The organism is Pseudalkalibacillus hwajinpoensis, assembly GCF_015234585.1.
GTDB classification, from domain to species: domain Bacteria; phylum Bacillota; class Bacilli; order Bacillales; family Guptibacillaceae; genus Guptibacillus; species Guptibacillus hwajinpoensis_B.
In genome coordinates this window covers 497,420-515,273 of the sequence record NZ_JADFCM010000008.1, presented here as the reverse complement: position 1 = coordinate 515,273, position 17,854 = coordinate 497,420, and the positions used below count along the sequence as shown (strand labels likewise).

19 protein-coding genes are annotated in these 17,854 nt (G+C 41.1%); 4 read left to right on the top strand and 15 right to left on the bottom strand.

The genetic code is table 11. The features are described from left to right. Positions 1 to 6: 6 nt before the first annotated feature. Genes IQ283_RS14330 through IQ283_RS14320 form a run of 3 tightly spaced genes read right to left on the bottom strand, consistent with a single transcriptional unit; the run spans position 7 to position 3,808 of the window. On the bottom strand, positions 7 to 567 hold the full coding sequence (locus IQ283_RS14330) for a 4Fe-4S dicluster domain-containing protein (RefSeq protein WP_194220815.1): 561 nt from the start codon (positions 565 to 567) through the stop codon (positions 7 to 9). Continuing rightward, positions 568 to 2,736 carry a molybdopterin oxidoreductase family protein gene (locus IQ283_RS14325; RefSeq protein WP_194220814.1) on the bottom strand — a complete coding sequence of 723 codons (2,169 nt, stop codon included), beginning with the start codon at positions 2,734 to 2,736 and terminating at the stop codon, positions 568 to 570. Next, the gene (locus IQ283_RS14320; RefSeq protein ID WP_194220813.1) at positions 2,723 to 3,808 is read right to left on the bottom strand and encodes a hypothetical protein; all 1,086 of its coding nucleotides are present in this window, start codon (positions 3,806 to 3,808) and stop codon (positions 2,723 to 2,725) included. Before IQ283_RS14320 ends, IQ283_RS14325 begins: the two co-directional genes overlap by 14 nt. A gap of 362 nt (positions 3,809 to 4,170) precedes the next feature. Here IQ283_RS14320 and IQ283_RS14315 point away from each other — a divergent pair, with 362 nt between their 5' ends. Next, entirely contained in the window at positions 4,171 to 4,497 is a 327-nt protein-coding gene (locus IQ283_RS14315; protein ID WP_194220812.1) for a heterocycloanthracin/sonorensin family bacteriocin, read from the top strand. 268 nt (positions 4,498 to 4,765) lie between these two features. Here IQ283_RS14315 and IQ283_RS14310 read toward each other — a convergent pair whose 3' ends face one another. The 4 genes from IQ283_RS14310 to IQ283_RS14295 all read right to left on the bottom strand — a co-directional run bounded on the left by IQ283_RS14310 (position 4,766) and on the right by IQ283_RS14295 (position 6,892). Continuing rightward, on the bottom strand, positions 4,766 to 5,137 hold the full coding sequence (locus IQ283_RS14310; RefSeq protein WP_194220811.1) for a DUF948 domain-containing protein: 372 nt from the start codon (positions 5,135 to 5,137) through the stop codon (positions 4,766 to 4,768). Between the two features lie 386 nt (positions 5,138 to 5,523). Continuing rightward, positions 5,524 to 6,147, bottom strand: coding sequence for an HAD family hydrolase (locus tag IQ283_RS14305; RefSeq protein ID WP_194220810.1), 624 nt, complete (start codon positions 6,145 to 6,147; stop codon positions 5,524 to 5,526). Positions 6,148 to 6,201: 54 nt separating this feature from the next. Next, complete coding sequence (locus IQ283_RS14300; protein ID WP_194220809.1) at positions 6,202 to 6,549, bottom strand: hypothetical protein; 348 nt, start codon at positions 6,547 to 6,549, stop codon at positions 6,202 to 6,204. Between the two features lie 88 nt (positions 6,550 to 6,637). After that, the gene (locus IQ283_RS14295) at positions 6,638 to 6,892 is read right to left on the bottom strand and encodes a hypothetical protein (RefSeq protein ID WP_194220808.1); all 255 of its coding nucleotides are present in this window, start codon (positions 6,890 to 6,892) and stop codon (positions 6,638 to 6,640) included. 259 nt (positions 6,893 to 7,151) lie between these two features. Between IQ283_RS14295 and IQ283_RS14290 the strand changes: the two genes are divergently transcribed. Then, positions 7,152 to 8,183, top strand: coding sequence for a hypothetical protein (locus IQ283_RS14290; RefSeq protein WP_194220807.1), 1,032 nt, complete (start codon positions 7,152 to 7,154; stop codon positions 8,181 to 8,183). A gap of 3 nt (positions 8,184 to 8,186) precedes the next feature. Here IQ283_RS14290 and IQ283_RS14285 read toward each other — a convergent pair whose 3' ends face one another. From IQ283_RS14285 to IQ283_RS14250, 8 genes are all read right to left on the bottom strand, one after another. Beyond that, positions 8,187 to 8,741, bottom strand: a complete 555-nt coding sequence (locus IQ283_RS14285; protein ID WP_194220806.1) for a DUF488 family protein — start codon at positions 8,739 to 8,741, stop codon at positions 8,187 to 8,189. 153 nt (positions 8,742 to 8,894) lie between these two features. Next, positions 8,895 to 9,053: a hypothetical protein gene (locus IQ283_RS14280; protein ID WP_194220805.1), complete on the bottom strand. Its 159-nt coding sequence runs from the start codon at positions 9,051 to 9,053 to the stop codon at positions 8,895 to 8,897. Positions 9,054 to 9,122: 69 nt separating this feature from the next. Next, complete coding sequence (hmpA, locus tag IQ283_RS14275) at positions 9,123 to 10,343, bottom strand: NO-inducible flavohemoprotein (protein WP_194220804.1); 1,221 nt, start codon at positions 10,341 to 10,343, stop codon at positions 9,123 to 9,125. Between the two features lie 410 nt (positions 10,344 to 10,753). After that, positions 10,754 to 11,191: a hypothetical protein gene (locus IQ283_RS14270; RefSeq protein ID WP_194220803.1), complete on the bottom strand. Its 438-nt coding sequence runs from the start codon at positions 11,189 to 11,191 to the stop codon at positions 10,754 to 10,756. A gap of 402 nt (positions 11,192 to 11,593) precedes the next feature. Continuing rightward, positions 11,594 to 12,022: a DUF4181 domain-containing protein gene (locus tag IQ283_RS14265; RefSeq protein ID WP_194220802.1), complete on the bottom strand. Its 429-nt coding sequence runs from the start codon at positions 12,020 to 12,022 to the stop codon at positions 11,594 to 11,596. A gap of 171 nt (positions 12,023 to 12,193) precedes the next feature. Next, positions 12,194 to 12,538 (bottom strand): hypothetical protein, encoded by a 345-nt coding sequence (locus IQ283_RS14260; protein WP_194220801.1) that lies wholly within the window; start codon positions 12,536 to 12,538, stop codon positions 12,194 to 12,196. Between the two features lie 490 nt (positions 12,539 to 13,028). After that, a complete protein-coding gene (locus tag IQ283_RS14255) occupies positions 13,029 to 13,238 on the bottom strand; it encodes a hypothetical protein (protein ID WP_194220800.1) in 210 nt (69 codons plus the stop codon). Positions 13,239 to 13,345: 107 nt separating this feature from the next. Next, positions 13,346 to 13,573: a hypothetical protein gene (locus IQ283_RS14250; RefSeq protein ID WP_194220799.1), complete on the bottom strand. Its 228-nt coding sequence runs from the start codon at positions 13,571 to 13,573 to the stop codon at positions 13,346 to 13,348. A gap of 408 nt (positions 13,574 to 13,981) precedes the next feature. Between IQ283_RS14250 and IQ283_RS14245 the strand changes: the two genes are divergently transcribed. Continuing rightward, on the top strand, positions 13,982 to 15,901 hold the full coding sequence (locus tag IQ283_RS14245) for a putative thiazole-containing bacteriocin maturation protein (RefSeq protein WP_194220798.1): 1,920 nt from the start codon (positions 13,982 to 13,984) through the stop codon (positions 15,899 to 15,901). A 1-nt stretch (position 15,902) separates the two neighbouring features. Further along, complete coding sequence (locus IQ283_RS14240; protein ID WP_194220797.1) at positions 15,903 to 17,849, top strand: TOMM precursor leader peptide-binding protein; 1,947 nt, start codon at positions 15,903 to 15,905, stop codon at positions 17,847 to 17,849. Positions 17,850 to 17,854 lie beyond the last annotated feature (5 nt).

Genomic DNA, 17,854 nt, shown 5'->3' with positions numbered 1-17,854 from the left:
CTCTCCCTAAAAGAGTTTCTCTGTTCCTTGTAAAATACCAGGCAGGTTCACTTTCACATTCGTTGCACCTTCTAAATAAGGCATGCTTGTCACCCATTTACCGTTATCGAGATTGTGCTGCTCCTGTTTTTTCTCAATCTCACCTTCCGTTAACCACTGAAGTGTGTTGGAAGGACAGACGCTCGCACACATTGGAGGAATGCCATCTTTCGTTCGATCGATACAAAGATCACACTTATACATAAGATTTTGTTCTTCATCAAACTTCGGAATTCCATACGGACAGGCAATTGTACAATTCTGACATCCGATGCATTTCTCAACTAATGCCGAAAGAACAGCACCTGATTCATGAATTTGTATCGCTTGAGCCGGACAGCTTCTAGCACAAGCTGGATTTTCACAGTGTAAGCACATGAGAGGCATTGTTTGCCTATTCACATGCGGATTGACATCATACACATAGTTCCGATTTCGCTGCTCATGCCCACCGCATTGCGTGCAAGCAGCTAGGCAAGAGCGGCAACCAATACAGTTTTCTAATTCGATGTACAGTCGCTTCTTCATTTACAACACCTTCTTACTAGGTAATTTCTGCATTTGAGCAGCACATGCTTTGAATTCAGGCATTCTTGATATTGGATCAAGGGCTGCGATTGTCAGCAGGTTAATCGATTCATCATGACCAAAGTGATAAGGAACGAATACCGTGTCTGTTCGAATAGCTTCTGTCACTTTCACCTTATAAACGGCTTTTCCTCGTCTTGTATATAGAACAATCTTTTCATCATGTTCTAGATCGTACTCATGGGCCGTTTCTGGATGCACTTCTACATATGGCTCTGGACACATGTCATTAAGGAACTGAATGCGGCGCGTTTGATTTCCAGATAAGTAATGATAGACGACACGGCCCGTTGTTAAGCGAAGCGGATACTTTTCACAAGGCTCTTCTGCAGGCGGGCGATAAGGCAGCGCACAAATCTTCGCTTTTCCATCTGGATGATAGAATTTCTGGTCAAGGAACATGTGCGGGGTTCCTTTGTCCTGTTCATCCTTACATGGCCAGAACACCCCATCCTGTTGATCGATCTTATCCCAGGTCGCACCGTAGTAATCAGCGTTTCCACCCTTTGTAGCTAATCTGAACTCATCCGCCACATCTCGAGCCGTTTTCAAATGAGAGAAATACTTGCCTTTCCCAAGATGTTCAGCAAGTTCCACTTGCATTAACCAATCTGGCTTTGATTCACCAATTGGTTCCTGCGCCTGGTTAATTTTAATAATGCGCCCTTCAATGTTCGTAACCGTCCCTTCATCTTCTGACCAAGTCACGGACGGAAGAATCACATCAGCGAACTCGGCCGACTCTGACAAGTAGAAGTCACCGCAAACCATAAAATCAAGATTCTTCATCGCTTTTCGAACAAAATTTAAATTCGGTGCCGAAACAGCCGGATTCGAACAAAGAAGATATAGTCCTCGAATCGTTTTTTGCTCCATTAATTCAAACATTTCATAAGCTGATACTCCCGGCTTTGGCATTTCTTCAGGATTAATTCCCCACACTTTCGAAACGGCTTTAACGTGTTCAGGATTCGTAATTTTACGATAGCCAGGTAATAGATCCGATTTCTGACCGTGCTCTCGTCCGCCCTGACCGTTTCCTTGTCCTGTGAACGTCGCAACACCGGCCTTTGGTCGACCAATTTTACCAGTTACAAGGGCCATGTTTGTGTAGGCAGAAACGTTATCGACCCCTTTATGCTGTTGCTCGATACCACGCGCAAACATAACAATGGCATTTGGTGCCTTTCCATAAATTTCTGCTGCTTTCATGATTTTTTCTGGCGAGACACCTGTCAAAATGCTTGTATATTCAGGCGTGAACTCTTTCACAACTTCCTTTGTTTCCTCAAATCCGTTCGTATGATCGTTCACAAACGATTCATCTGCATAGCCGTTTTCAATAAGAAGGTGCAAGATGCCATTCGCCAGTGCAAGGTCGGTTCCTGGTTTTAGATCAAGGTGCACATCCGCTCTTCTAGCGAGAGGTGTTTCTCTAGGATCAACGACGATAATGTAACCCCCACGCTCCTGCACATTCCATACGCGGAACATCGAAGTGGGGTGACATTCAGCTGTATTACTTCCAGCAATGAATAAGCAATCTGTTTCATGAATATCTGTCCACGGTAATGTCGAGCCACGATCTACTCCGAATGAGCGTAAGAAACCACCAGCGGCACTCGACATACAGAACCGACCATTGTAATCAATGTAGCGGGTTCCAAGCGCAACCCTTGCAAACTTTCCAGTTAAATAGCACTTTTCATTTGTCATGGAGACACCACTGAAAACGGATAAACTGTCTTTGCCATATTCCGATTGCAGCTCACCGAATTTCTTAGCAATAAGCTGATACGCTTCCTCCCAGCTCGCTTCTCTGAATCCTTCCTTCGTTCCTTTTAATGAGGCATCATCGCGGATGAGCGGTCGAAGGATTCGGTCCGGATGATTCGTTTGTTGATAAGCGGTTACTCCTTTCGGACACATCTTCCCAACCGTAACCGGCCAATCATAACGAGGTTCGACACCGATAATTTTGTTACTACTCGTGTTCACCCTTAAGTTCATGCCACACTGCATACCGCAATAGCTACAGTGGGTTTTAACTAATTTCTCATTCGGGTGCGTGACATTTTCGATATCTCGAAAAAATTTATCCCTTTGCATTCTGATTAGCCTCCTTCGTTTTCACTTCATGCGTTGCAAATCCTGAAAATCGTGCGATGCGATATTTTCTTCGACATGGAAGGCATAATTCAGCAAGATTAAAGCCCTCCTCCATATCGAACGTAATGTCATTCGTATTCAGCACATCCATAACATCTTTTGATTGTTCAGTAGAAACAAAACTTTCCCCACATACCTTGCATGCTTTCTTCGACTGCTCAGCATAATGTTCACGATAATTGCGCGCAAACACACTAAGCGGACGAAATGGAATATGGGCGAGCTTCCCAAACGGTAAGTAAATGAGCGTAATGATAACAGAATACTGATGGATGAGTGACATAACGTAATGCCCCTGCCCATGTAAAAAGACGTTCATAAATGTTAAAAGAAGACCTGTTACACTAATAAACAGCAAGAGATAGAGTGGTAGAAAGTCATACATAAAATTCTGTTCCGCTCTAGCCTGCATATTTTTTAAGCGACGATAAAGCGCCATACATACACCGGCGATCACCATAATCGCTGTGAAGTTCAACGCATTGTAAAAGAAGAAAGCAAGAATCCCATCGGCATTAACTGTCATTATGTTGATGCCCATGCCTACAACAGTGTAATAACCGCCTTCCTCCATCGTGAAGTACATCCATCCAAACACGAGTGGAAATGTGACAAAGCAGGACAATATGACGCCCCAGCCAAGCAGAAGATGTTGTGTCCATCGGTAAATTCCCCTATTCCAGATAAACTGATATGTACCAAGATGTTCAACAGATGTTTTTGACGTTGATTTGCGCCCGAGAAGCTTAATTCCCTTTTTAATAATGATTTTGGTTGGAGGCCTTTCCCCCCAAGCAATGAAACGATAGAAGAAACCACCAATGAATACGAACGTCCCCACCATGTAGCCATAAAGGTTTAAATCGACGTGTGTGAACATTCTCGTTGCAATAAACGATAGGATAACTAAGCCACTTATTGTAAAAAACATAGATTTCGCAAAATTTGAAGCAAATGCATGATGGAATGACCGTATGGATTTGGATGATTTTCGAAGTACAGATTCTGCCATATAAATTCCCCCTCGCAGGTTACTTGTTACTTTTATTATAGAAAGGTGAGCAAATTTAGGTAATCAGGGAACTTCCCTATCATCTGAGGGGAACTCCCCTATCTTTTATAAATGGCTCAGAATGGCCGATCCGGTTCAATGGATTCCATCTTATGAAGAAAAGGAGTGCGATCGATAGAATAGCACTCGTCCCAGACGCCATCCTAATGACCGCTCGTACCGATTTCTTCCACTCCTTACCTAGTAACATTACCCAACCACTTCACATAATTTGTTGAAGAAGGTGTTTCATGAAGTAATTACTCATGACAAAGCAGTTCCATTTAGCTCATTAGAAAAGAATAATGATGGAGGTGACATAAATGAATCAATTTCAAAATGATCTTCAACACTTAGATGTTGGAGAATACCATGCCCAAAATTTAGTGCCATGTGAGCAAGCCAACTATCATACACATGTTGATCCAAATGATTCTCGCTTAATCGGGTTTGTTTGCTATGGCTGCTTCCGATGCGCAGGTTGTGTAGGCTGCGCTGGATGCGCGGGTTGTGCTGGATGTGCGGGGTGTGCCGGATGCGGCGGCGGCTGCGCGCGTTGTGCTCGATGCGCTGGATGCGGCGGTTGTGCCGCAAGATGTGGAGGTGGCGGTCGTTGCGGTGGAGGCGGTGGTCGTTGTGGCGGACGCTGATCGGATCAATTCCTAACATAAAATGAAATTGGATTGATTTTATTCACGCTTTTGATAAACGAATTACTTCATAAGCTAAAACCCCACAGAAAAGAGCTTAGAAGCACAATGCTTCCAAGCTCTTTTTCATTTCATTAAAGCTGCATGACCGTTGTACAGAACTAATGATATAGTGAACAACCTAAAAGTCTCTATACAATATAGATAAATCCTAGCCTCGGAAGTTCATAAATTTAAAAAGAGGCCGGTTTACCCAGCCTCTTTCTCCTTATTTCAATTTAATGTGCACTGGCTTACTTTCCTGTGTATGGATGATTTTCTTACGGTTCTTCTGCAGTGCCGTTCTTTTTATTGAGCTTGTTACATCGTGTATCATATCGCCCACATCATGAGCGGACTCGATTAAGGGGTCAACGGCTTCCATTTTCCCTTTTACATCAACCGAAATTTCATTGGCTTTATGAATCAGTTCCTCTGCTTCATCTGAAATGCCGTTTACAGAATTCCGAACGCCCGACAGCGTCTCCTTCGTTTCTGCCAATGTTGTCATAACTTTTCGTAATGTCAAAACCAAATAGACGACAAGAACAACAAACGCGATGGCTACAAGGGTAACACTCCACTCAATTATTGAGACCACCTCCCTTCTTTTCTCTAAGTCTATGAAGGTGGGGATTAGGACATTCCTTTATAGGAAACAGATGAAATATATAAATGTAAGATTGTTCAAAATGACCTGATTCTAGAGGGTACCAGTCGCCATAGCTGGAGAGTTCTAAAGGATTAGCAATCTCTTAAATGCAGTGCCTACCGTTCAAACTGTAGAACACGATATTTCCTAATAAAAATGAGCGATCTAGACTAAAATGTAAGCAACTTTCCTCAAGAAGACGCATTTTTGAAAGTACGTTTTTCTAATTGAACTATTAACTTTACGTATTTTCTCCATCGCTATACTTGTTGTCCCGGAGAGAATCTTTAAACTTAACTCCCGAGAATAACAAGGCTATTTCTCATAAGGCCCCTTTAAGATCCATATAATTCCACCAACTCTTCAAACCTATCTATAACCTCATCATATTCACTTACCTCTCCAAACCCATACTTTGCATAAACAAAAGGTATCCCAGCATATCTTGATGCCTTTAAATCACCTTCTGTATCGCCTATATATATAGGATTAGTTAGGTTGTTCCTTTCGATAATCAAGTTAATATTTTCCCCTTTAGATAGCCCGGTTCTCCCTGGATTCTCAAAGTCCGAAAAATACTCGCCTAAGTTATGAAACTCATAAAACGATTCGATGTATCCATCCTGGCAGTTGCTAACGATATAGAGTTTGTATTTCTTTGAAAGTACACTAAGAACATCCTCTACCTTATGGAAAAGTCGGCCCCCTTGTTTCTTTAAGTAATGCTCCTCGGTATTTAAACACTCTTGCATCACCTGGTCACGTACTTCCTCTGCCAAATGTGGAAACAATTTTTCACTAATGTCGTGCACTTGTAGCCCCATAGTTCCTTCAAAATCAGTTCGAGTTAGTTCTCTGTTAATTTGACTATGCTTCTTGATGCAACCATTCCACGCATCAAGTACAGTATCAATCGGATCCCAAATCGTTCCATCTAAATCAAAAATAATACTATCCATATTTAGATCCACCTCTCGAAAAATAAAAATTTCTATATCACTGGAATGAACTCCTTACATATTCGATATGCCGTTAATGAAGATGCTAAATAATAAGCTGATTGCTGTAAAACCAGCCACGGGAATTGAAAAAACTTTGTTGTTTTTAAACTCATAGATCGCTATTATCAAACCTGCGACGCAAAGCACTACCCATACAGGCATAAATAGGGCATCTGCTATATTCACAGGTAATAATGCGTAACCATTCCATAAGAAAAAACCCCAGTGTAAAACCAACAAACCTACGATAACATAAGAGATTTTTCGAGGTGGTTTTCCTTTTTCATTTTTTCTAGCAGCTCTAATTGGAGTAACGATAAACGTCAAAATGGCAATCGTTCCTAAAACCATTGAAAACACTAGTGAAAACCCGATAATGATCAATTCCTTTTTGATGATTTATTTAACTAGTCTGCCATCCCCCTATTCCCACCCTTATTACTTACAGTTACGGCATTGCACTTGTCACTAAATAAATGCCTACAGTAATTAAACTCAAAAAGGCCATAAAGAAACTAGATAATAACAATAGCTGCTTCATTAATAGATGTTCTTTCATTCGTTTCTGAACGATAAACCCTGCCACCACAGCAACAAGCCAAATAACGACCCCAAGCACTGAAAATAGATATCCAGAATTTATCACCCACAGTATTAAGATAGCTAGATGAATGAGCAATAAGCTCCATGCGAATGTCTTCAAATTCCCCTCTCCTTGCGTTTAAAAAAGGCTAGTCTAAATTTTTCATTTAGTTACCGCTTCTTTAATACCAATTATTTCAAACCATAACCATTTACTCAATCTCTATTTTCATATAAAGAAACCCTTATTCAAATTGTTATTATCTTTAATAGCTTCTGAAGCCAACTCGATCCGAATTAAAACCTAAGAGAAAAGTCTTTTTAAATAAACCAATAAGCTATATCATGGAACTCGTGATTAATAAGAAACGAGTGATTTTATGAAAGCAAACATAAAGAGAAGAGAAATTCATCCGGCATCGGGCGCGATACTAATGGCACTTGGGATTTTCCTCTATGCAGACGTCGAGGCTTTCCCTCTCATTGCACGGAATTTTGGTGGGATGTTACTCATTGGCGTTTGGCTAATTAGTGTGAGCTTATTATCTTCATTAGTGCTACAGTTTTCTCGTAGAGAATGGAGGGAAACAGTCCTCCACCATCCCGTTCGTTTTTTTATGATGGGAACGTGGGTTGCGGGGATATTTGTTCTTTGTCAGGTAACGTTAAAGTATTTTCCTGAATCATTTTACGTCATTCAAATACTTGTCATTCTAAATACATTTCTAAGCTTCCTGTTCTTAGGCGGTAGCCTTATTCATTTTTATTCTCTCTTGAAAGAACAATCCACCGCTTCTATACATGGAATTATTTTGCTATCAACTGTGACAACTCAAGCTCTGGTCGTTACATGGGCGAAGATGTTTGCCTTACCTCTTGAGGTTCTAATGTTCGGTGTGGTTTTAGGTGGACTGTTCTATCTTTGTGGAATTTGGTGTCTAAGCTTACGTTATTTGCGAGGAAGAAACTGGTCGTTGAAGAACGATTGGAAGAATACAAACTGCATTCTTCATGGAGCATTATCGATCACTGGATTGGCACTGGTGTCCACTCAGGCTTTGTCGGCAACGGTCTCTTTCTTTTTGTGGATAGCGATTCTTCTTATCTTGCTTAGCGTTGAAACGATCGAAATCATAAGAGCAGTCAAGAGAGTCCAGGCATACGGTTGGAGAAAGGGGTTATTTACGTATGATGTGAGTCAGTGGTCGAGGAACTTTACGTTTGGAATGTTTTACGCTTTTTCAATTGCATTGCCCGAGCGACAAAATTCGATCGCTTTAATCGATCAGTTTCAACACCACTTTATATTCTTATGGAGTTGGGTTGTTATCCTTCTTCTTTGTCTAGAGGTCATCTTATGGATAGGCTCCCTTTCACTGAGAGAAAAGGAGCCTACTACCTTACAGGAGTAACCTTTATTCATATAAATTTGGATACACAACGGTGCCATCCTTTTCAATTATTGGCATGGCCCCCCACTTTCCAAGCTCATGCTTAACGAGCTTTATTGTTTTTTTAGAATCGTCGATGATGTGGAGAACTTCCCAATTGTTTGCCTGTAACCAATTACTGATGAGCAAACGGTGGCATCTGGCGGGATGACGTTCAGAACACATGTAGGCCACGTTCATTTTCTTCGCCTGCGTCTTTAGTTTCTTTACTCCTTCAATAAATTCGTTCGTCAACGTAAAATCAGCATAATTGTGAAATGAAGGGTTTTCCCAGCCTTCATTCAACTCAGCCCCAACAGAGCTAGACTGACGTCGTCTCCCACCGAGAAGAGGAAAGTGTGCGTATTCTATCTTTGCTTCCCGAAGCCATTCCTTCATATTTTCGCTCTTATATTGCGGGTGCTTCCGGCTTCCGGGGAAAGCTCGGATGTCCGCCACGTAGGTAATGTCAGCTTCTCGCAACATGTCCAGAAAATATTCCTTGGAATGATTGGAATGTCCAATCGTATAGATTTTCATGAACTGTCCTCCTTTCTCCACCTTCATGTTAAAAACTCTTTCTCTTCACCATTATTCAAATAGATAAATAGTGCCTGTCACCCATAGGGAGTCAGGCACTATTTATCTATTTATATCGAGAATAACTATCGTATCTACGTTCGGAGTAATAGCTTATTTTTCTTTTTGCACCATCTTTTTTAATTCTTCTTGTGCTTTTTGTACCGATGCTACATCTCTTTCTAACGTTTCCAATTTTGTAGTAATCGGTTTTAAAGCTTCTTCAAGCACCGTTTGCAAACGGAGGACTTTTTCATTTTCTTTCGTTTCCATAAATACCTCTCCCTTCAACGTATCTATGTGCCCCATTAGATCGGCTTATCTATCCCCTTTAATAGGGAGCTATTCTTCCTCAATTGTACTAACAGGACTGAACAACTCATAGTGACGTCTCTCTGCTGGTACTCCCCATTCTTTAAGCGATTCATTTATAGATTTCAAGAAGGGAAGGGGACCACAAAAGTAAAAGTCTTTTTGATGATCAGATAAGACTGATTGAAGCCAATCTAAATCAATCAACCCTTCTTTATCAAAGCGAAGCTCAGCGCGATCCTGTTCAGTAGGATCGGAATAACACACATAATAAGAAACGTTTGAATTTTCGTTCGCTAACTTCTCTACGTGCTCCCCTATTGCATGTACATTGCTATTTTGAGCAGCATGAATGAACGTGATTTCACGACTCGAACCGTTCTCAACAAGGCTATTCAGCATGCTCAACATCGGTGTAATTCCTACTCCTCCACTAATCAACACAATAGGTTGGTCGTCAGTTGTGTAGGTGAAATCCCCTGCTGGTGCTGCAATAGATAGTGTGTCACCTTCTGAAATATCATGATGAAGATAGTTTGATACTATTCCGGCTGGTGCATCGTCTACGGCATCCTCACGTTTAACGCTAATTCGGTAATAATCTTTATTAGGAGCATCTGACAAACTATAATGCCTCATATGAGAATATTGTTCACCCTCTATATTGGCTTCTAACGTGAGATACTGGCCAGGTTTATAAGACGCAATAGGACCACCGTCCTCTGGTTTTAAATAAAATGAAGTAATAACATCGCTTTCTTTCACCTTACGATCGACATAGAAAGAACGATTTCCGATCCATCCACCCTGTTTCTGATCTGTTTGTTCGTAGAGCTTAGCTTCTGTTTTAATGAAAATATCTGCAATAGCTGTGTAAGCTTCTCCCCAGGCATCGATAATCTCGTCTGTTGCCGTATCGCCCAGAACATCTTTAACTGCTTCAAGTAACGTTTCCCCTACAATTGGGTATTGTTCAGGCTGAACACCTAGAGCCCGGTGTTTTTCAGTCACTCTCTCTACCATTGACTCGATTTCTTCTAGATTATCAATATTGGCTCCAGCTAAATAAACGCCGTACGCAAGTGCTCCTTGTTGAGTACCTAATTTTTGATTCGTTTGGTTAAACATATTATATAGATCTGGAACGCGCGAGAATAACAATTCATAGAATCTTTCCCCGATCTCCTGGCTATGCTCCTGCAATACCGGAGCAGTTGATTTGACGACCTTAATTGTATTTTCGTTTAACATGTCATAACCCCTTTCTGATCTAATGTTGGCAATGTTTCTAGTCCTTATACACCTCTCTTGCTTTTTCAATCAATCGATCACTTAATGAATCGTGATAGTAGATTCCGGATAAAGGAACAGGTGTATGAACCGGTTTTTAAAGAAGTATTTTCAATACATCTTTATAGTAATAGACATCTATATTAAAATCAATGCGCATAGAAAGGTTTTAAGTAAATGGACACATTTCAGAAGAGGGAAAACTTATATTTCTATTGGGGTCTGTAGATAGCTCATCAAGCATCCTGTTCGCTAGTTTATAGACCAAAGAATGTTTCGAACTCTCCCTCTTCTCAACCTTTACCTTCATAAACAAAGCACTTCTCCATCTCGGAGAAATGCTTTGTTAGAGAGGAATGTCTCTAAGTTCTTTATTGTTCAAACTCAATATGAGTACTAAGATCAACATTTCCTTCGTTGTTCAAAAAGGTGGTTAAATCGGTTACCGCTCCTTCCTCCAATCGGTAAGTGAAACGATCTTCCAACAAAAGACTTTGAATGAATCCTTCTCCGGTTTCAGTCATCCATAAATGAAATGTTTGGTAAGTGTTTTCATCCGTAATAAGATCGTAAGTCAAGACTGGAGGTGTTTTAATCACTTTTTGATCATCAAGTTCCACTGCACGATTAGTCGCGTTCACGAACAACTTACTAATATTCTTATCTGAAAACGATGCTTCTTCTGGTTGTTTTTCATCACCAATCCAATAGCTTATTTTTACGCTTTCTACCTTTTCTAATTCGTTCGTTGAACAAGCATTTAGCGATAGTGAGAGTATGATTATCAACACTAATAGTGTTTTTCTCATGATTTGTCCCCCTGGTTTGGATCGAATCGGATCTGCCCTTTCCTATAAGGTAGCAACTGATCCTTCATAGACGGCATACAACACTCGAAAACCTTCATTAACTTAGTAAACTCCCAGATAGGCAAACACTACTTTGAAAAATTACTAAATGAATAGGTAGAACAAAGGTGAATAAGTTTCACGTCATCCCTTGCCGCTTACGGTTTCTAGATAAAACCCATACTCCTGATAAGAAGGCAGCTAATGACATAACGAATAGGACAAGGTCCGGTATCAAGCCAAAATAAGGTAAGTTAAATCAGCGATGGGTATGGTTGCGACCATAACCAAATCCAGTCTTTTCGTATTCAACTAGATCTTTCTGATCGCAATTTGCTTCTGCTATAAAACTAATAGAATGCGTTACATTAATCCAAAAAAATTGCTAGAAAACATTGACACCATTAATATGATAAAAAAGAGTAATTGACTAATCGTTAATAGATAATCCTTTCGATTTGTTGCGTATTTCCATTCCATCAATGCTGTAGATGATTCAGTAGTAACGACCATGAGACACATTAAGAACCACGGTTCCAAATACCATACCCATTCGGTAGACGGTCTAGTGACATTATAAACATAACCAATCATCAGCAAGCCGATCACGATGACTCTAATACTCCGATCCACTTTCTTATGCGTTTCATTGAGATGGTGGTTGGAAAAGAATTTCTTCTTTTCAACCTTTAGCAACCTTCTCATAATTGCATGAAAAGAAAAGATTAATAGCCCTAAGATTGTAATTAAGATCAATAACTTCAGCCAAAATCCCTGATCAATCCCATACAATAAAAACCCGTCCTTTCTGCCAAAAACCTTACTACCAATTATTTCAAACTAATACACATTTCTCAATCTTTTATTTAACATTAGAAAAAGCCTATTCATATACGAATAAGCTCCGAGATGACTGAAGACTCGATCTCAATTTTTAATTAACGCATTTAATAGGTTAAATATCTAATTCACCTCTTCCACTTCAAACTTTAATCGATCTAAATCCCAGACATCTTCTTCATAATTTTTGATCACTTTCACCTCTACTCTTTGCCCCTCATCATATTTTTCAGGATTGGAAACTCGTATAGTAGGTGAATCTGGTTTGTCTTCAAATTGATATGACTCTGTCGAGGATTCTGCATCGCTAACTGTTGTCCAAGCTTGGATATCAATTTCCATATCCCCACTTTCTTTGTTGATTTCTGTTATTTCCCCATTAATAAACGTCCCTTCTTCAACCTGAAAACAACCTATCAAAGTAAGAGTTAGAGCAGTCATAATGAAGAACATCTTGCATTTCAACACCTGGTCATTCCCCCCCCTAAAGATACATCAATAACAGTTGCTGAACCTCCACATCACTTCAATGTTGTATAAGAGATATCTTTCCTCGTAAACAAGATAGTTTACCTCTTCTTACTTACAACCTACATTCTTCTATATGCTAGAATGCCAATAACGATCGATGTATAATGTTTAAACGAAAAATTTCCCTAGGTGAAAATTTCGCTAATAAGAGGTCTTTTTACTTTTATGAACCACCATCTCTATTAAGCCCAATAGTAATAACCCTAGAATAAATAAAACAACCCTGTCCCAGATTAATAGAAAAGCTAAAACAAATACTAAGAGTAAACTTCTTACCCACTGCCTGTGCAAAATTCTCATATAGAACCCCTATTTCCTATCAATATTTCCATCATTCTTTACGTGGATGATTAATATGTTTGTACTCCACTTGTACTTAAATAGTTATAGATACGCCCCGATTCAGTTTAGATGTGTACTGACGGCTTTAGGTCCCCTTTGGAAATAAGTAAGAAACCAATAGAAAAATAATTCCTACCGCAAATCCTGTCCAAGTTATCGCATTCATTGTGCTGTATTCTAAATCCTGTGCTATTCCCGATAGTATTAACGTTATTCTAATAACGAGAGTGAGCATAACAATCCCAAATGCAGTCCACTGAATGTTATTCCGTTTACTGCTCTGTTCGCTTTTCATAAGAAGCCTCCTTTTCATAGTCTTGACCATCTCTTTAACCCTGTCTTTTCATATCGAAAGCTTCACGGACTCTTTCACCTCATATTCGTATAATCTTACCCGTGGTTCTATTTCTGATCTCCCGTCCTAGTAATTTTCTTTCGCTTATAAACCACGTAAATCACATTAGCGGCGACCATTATTAAAGAACCGGTTAAATACCCAAATATAGGAGGTAGATAAGGCACATCAGGCAGAAAGACGAGTTGACTTCCAAAGCTCCCTCCGATGAAAACCGCCAAAGCCAGCACACTCCATCTCCATTCGGAATGGATGAGTTTCTTCTTTTTCTTCATTATTAAAGACTCCCTTCATTCTTCGGTTTCATTTTCGGTTATCGCATTATTGAAGGAGTTGTTTTGAATGCCATTGCCTATAGGAGACAGAATCCCCTCAAATAGTCCATGCGTATGGCCTCTCATTCTTCATAAGATAGGCATGAACATTCGTTTCAAATTGTCTATTATCTCTTAGCAAACTGTTGAAAATTGCTGTCCTTTTCAGAAACAACTTTTTCACTTTCCATCTCAACTTTAACATAAATATCCAACCCCTTATCCTACTTAAACTATCCTTACTTTGTATCAGTAAACTCATTTGAAATTCGTTAGCCGTGGTGTCGCGATTTTGTCCACACATATGAGACAAAGCAACGAACATAGACTCCTAGTATGAAGTCAGATCAGTGAATCAGGAGGTGTCTGATGATGAATATTCATCCTTCTATGCGTTTAAAGCTAAAGAAGGGCACTTTCTTCATGCCAGAGCCGAACGGGAGCGTTTATTTTAGGAACAATTCAGGTTCGTTTCGTATGGAAGGTAGCACGATTCATCAATGGATAGAAAAGCTGATTCCGATGTATAACGGGGAATATTCGCTAGCTAGCTTAACAGATGGATTACCGGAGTCTTATCGCAATCGGGTTTACGAGATTACCGATTCCCTCTTTACGAATGGGTTTCTTCATGACATTAGTAAAGACCGCTCCCATCAGTTGAAACCACATGTGGTGGAGAAATTCGCTGCACAGATTGAATACATCGAAAGTTTTTGTGATTCAGGAGCTTACCGGTTTCAACAATACCGAGAGCAAAACGTTTTAGCTATCGGAGAAGGATCCATGTTAATTGGATTAGTGTCATCTTTACTTACATCCGGCTTGCCCCGGTTCCATACGTTACTAACAAACACGAACACCAGTCAACAAAGAATAAGGGAATTAGAGGCGGCTGCGAGACAAACAGACCCTGAAGTTTCTATTGAACTCACGTTAAAAATGGATAGTGACTCGATCTCCTGGGATGCGCTGGTCGAGCCATTCGATGCGATTTTATACGTATCACAAGAAGGAAACGTCAAAGAACTACGAACCATCCTTCATGCCTGCCAAGAAAAAAGAAAACTATTTATCCCAGCACTCTGTCCTGGAAAAGTAGGTGTGGCTGGCCCACTTATAAGCCCCGATTCCGGTTGCTGGGAGTCTGCATGGCGAAGCATGAACCGGAATGAACAAACGAGATCACTCTCTTCCCCAGCAGGTGCAATGCTAGCGAATGTGATCGTATTTGAATTGTTTAAAAAGAGCACGGGCATCCCTTTGCTGTCGCACAACCAAATGTATCTCCTTAACCTCGAGACACTTGAAGGCAAATGGCATCCGTATCAACCTCATCCGCTCGTATCAGCAAAGCTCGAGGTTATAAGGGTAGAAAACGTATTAGAAAAGATAAGGATAAATGATGGAAAAAAGGCTCAAAACGAACTTCTCTACTATTTCAGTCAATTAGCCACAAGCGAGTTAGGTCTTTTCTATAAGTGGGAAGAAGGCAAGCTGAATCAATTGCCTTTAGCTCAATGTGAGATTCAAACGGTTAACATACAACCAGATGACGCTTCTTCACGACATCCAAGTATCGTAACGGCCGCTTTAACACACGAAGAAGCGAGGCGAGAAGCTGGTTTGACCGGAATTGAGCAGTACGTACTTCCTTTAAAGGGGAAGATCATCTCATCGCTCCCCTTTCAATTAGAGCGTTGTCCGTATACGCAAACCGAGCTTCATATTGGAGCTGGAGAAACGTTCATTGAAGGGGTTAGCCGGGCTCTGCAAAAAACACTTGAAGAGGAGTGGAATGAGAAAGCGGATCAGTGCACTACAAACATATCCAAACTTTCCTTCGATCAAGTTGAAGACAATCTCTGTAACTACTATTTGAAAGTTTTATCGACCATGAAGAAAGTGCCGGAGCTAGGCTTAGGAAAAGATGTGTACGGACTTCCTGTCGTATGGAGGAAAGCGGAAGATAACCGCTGGTACGGAACTATCGGATTTACTCTCACGCTGGCTTTACGCGGCGCGCTTCTTCAGGCAGTTAAAGAGGTACAAAACAAATCAACTTCATTAGCCCCCTCCTTTTCAACGATTCAGTTTGAAGAAAAAGCAGTCCAATCCATTGATATTCCTGCCTATGACACGAACGACCAGGCTAACATGCTTCGTTCCGTGGTGGACCTTTTCGAACAACAAAACAAGGAGCTTTCCATTGTAAAATTAAATCTCGAAACCTTTGAAAAAGATGGATATCTAGATGTCTACGGTGTGTTGTTAGGAAGGGGGAGATGACGTGAGCGCTAATATTACACTAGTAGGAAATGGCATGTTACAACAACGCGTAGCGAAAGAACTGGCTCCCTTCCATCACCTCACTCTCCTTCCAGACTTAGAGAAGGCGATTCCTAAGAATACGACATTGTTGCTCGTCATCCATGACTATTGGAATCCATCGATCCATAAACTTGCGGAGGAAGTGGCGCGGGAGCACGGTATCGATTGGCTACGGGGCTTCTTATCATTTGGTGAAGGTGTCGTTGGTCCGCTCGTTCGCCCCCGTAGTGAAGGCTGTTCACAATGTGCGGATACAAGAAAGATGATGGCAGCGAACGACCGGGAAGATCTATGGAAAATTCAACAGGTTTTAAGCAAGGCCGATGGCGATATTCGTGATGAATGGCTCTCTCAAACGGGACTTCTTCAAATGGCTCAACTAATCAAAAATGAAGTGCACAATGTGGTACATCTTAAGTCTCCTCAATTAGAAAGGGCGGTTCATTTCACCAATTTAGGTTCCCTTGAGAGCTCTCGCCATCGTATCTTACCAGACGCCTATTGTTCCGTTTGCAGTCATTTGCCCGAAGACTCCGAAACGGATGCGGTGATTACGCTTAAACCAAGTTTGAAAATTAGTGAAGATCGCTATCGATGTCGTTCGATGGACGACTTAAGCAACGTACTTTCAAGAGATTATCTCGATCCACGAACAGGTCTATTAAATCGTCTTATGATCGATTTTGAAACACCGTATGCTGATGCGATCGTTAACCTTCCTCTGTTTAATGGAAATGAAGGCTCTGCAGGAAGAACAAATTCGTACGCGATGAGTGAAATGACAGCGATATTGGAAGGGTTGGAGCGGTCTTGTGGCATTGATCCGAAAGGGAAAAGAACCGTTGTTCACGATTCCTATCGCAATCTGGATCGAGCCTTGAACCCTCTTAAGCTCGGCGTTCATGATGATGAACAGTATGCAGAGCAAGGCTATCCGTTCGCCCCATTTCATCCTGATCGAAAAATGAACTGGGTGTGGGGCTACTCTCTCATTGAAAAAGAGCCGATTCTCGTACCGGAGCGGCTCGCTTATTACAGCATGGGGTGCGGCGACGGGTTTGTGTTTGAAACGTCTAATGGCTGTGCGATCGGAGGAAGTCTTGAAGAAGCCATTTTCTACGGCATGATGGAAGTGCTTGAACGCGACTCTTTTCTATTAACATGGTATGCAAAGCTCTCTCTTCCTCGGATTGATCCAGTCTCATCAAACGACGAAGAACTGCATTTGATGATCGACCGCATGCGAGAAGTACTAGGCTATGATCTTTATTTATACAATGCAACGATGGAACACGACATCCCCTGCATCTTAACGATCACGAAGAACCGCACTTCTCATACCGATCGCTTAAACCTGATGTGTGCGGCTGGCGCGCATCTCGACCCTGTGAGAGCTGTAAAAAGTGCAATCTTTGAGAGTGTTGGACTGATCCCACCATTAAATAAAGATTTCAAAAACAAGAAAGATGAATTTCTAGCCATGTATCATGACTCTTCTCTCGTGAAGAAAATGGATGATCACGGCATGGTGTACGGACTTCCAGAAGCGGAAGAACGCCTTCACTTTTTACTAAATCAGAATCGACCTATGCAAACATTCCAAGAAGCTTTTCAACCGTCAAAACGTCATGCCGATCTCACGGAAGATCTAAATACGATGTTACAAACCTTTCGCCGTTTGGACTTGGATGTCATCGTCGTCGATCAAACTACACCTGAAATTCATCGGAACGGACTTCACTGCGCAAAGGTCATCATTCCAGGGATGCTGCCGATGACATTTGGCCATCACTTAAGGCGCGTTACCGGCTTAAGCCGAGTATTGAAAGTTCCAAAAGAACTCGGATATGTTGATCGCGAACTAACAGTTGAGGAGCTCAACCCTTATCCGCACCCGTTCCCTTAACGTGG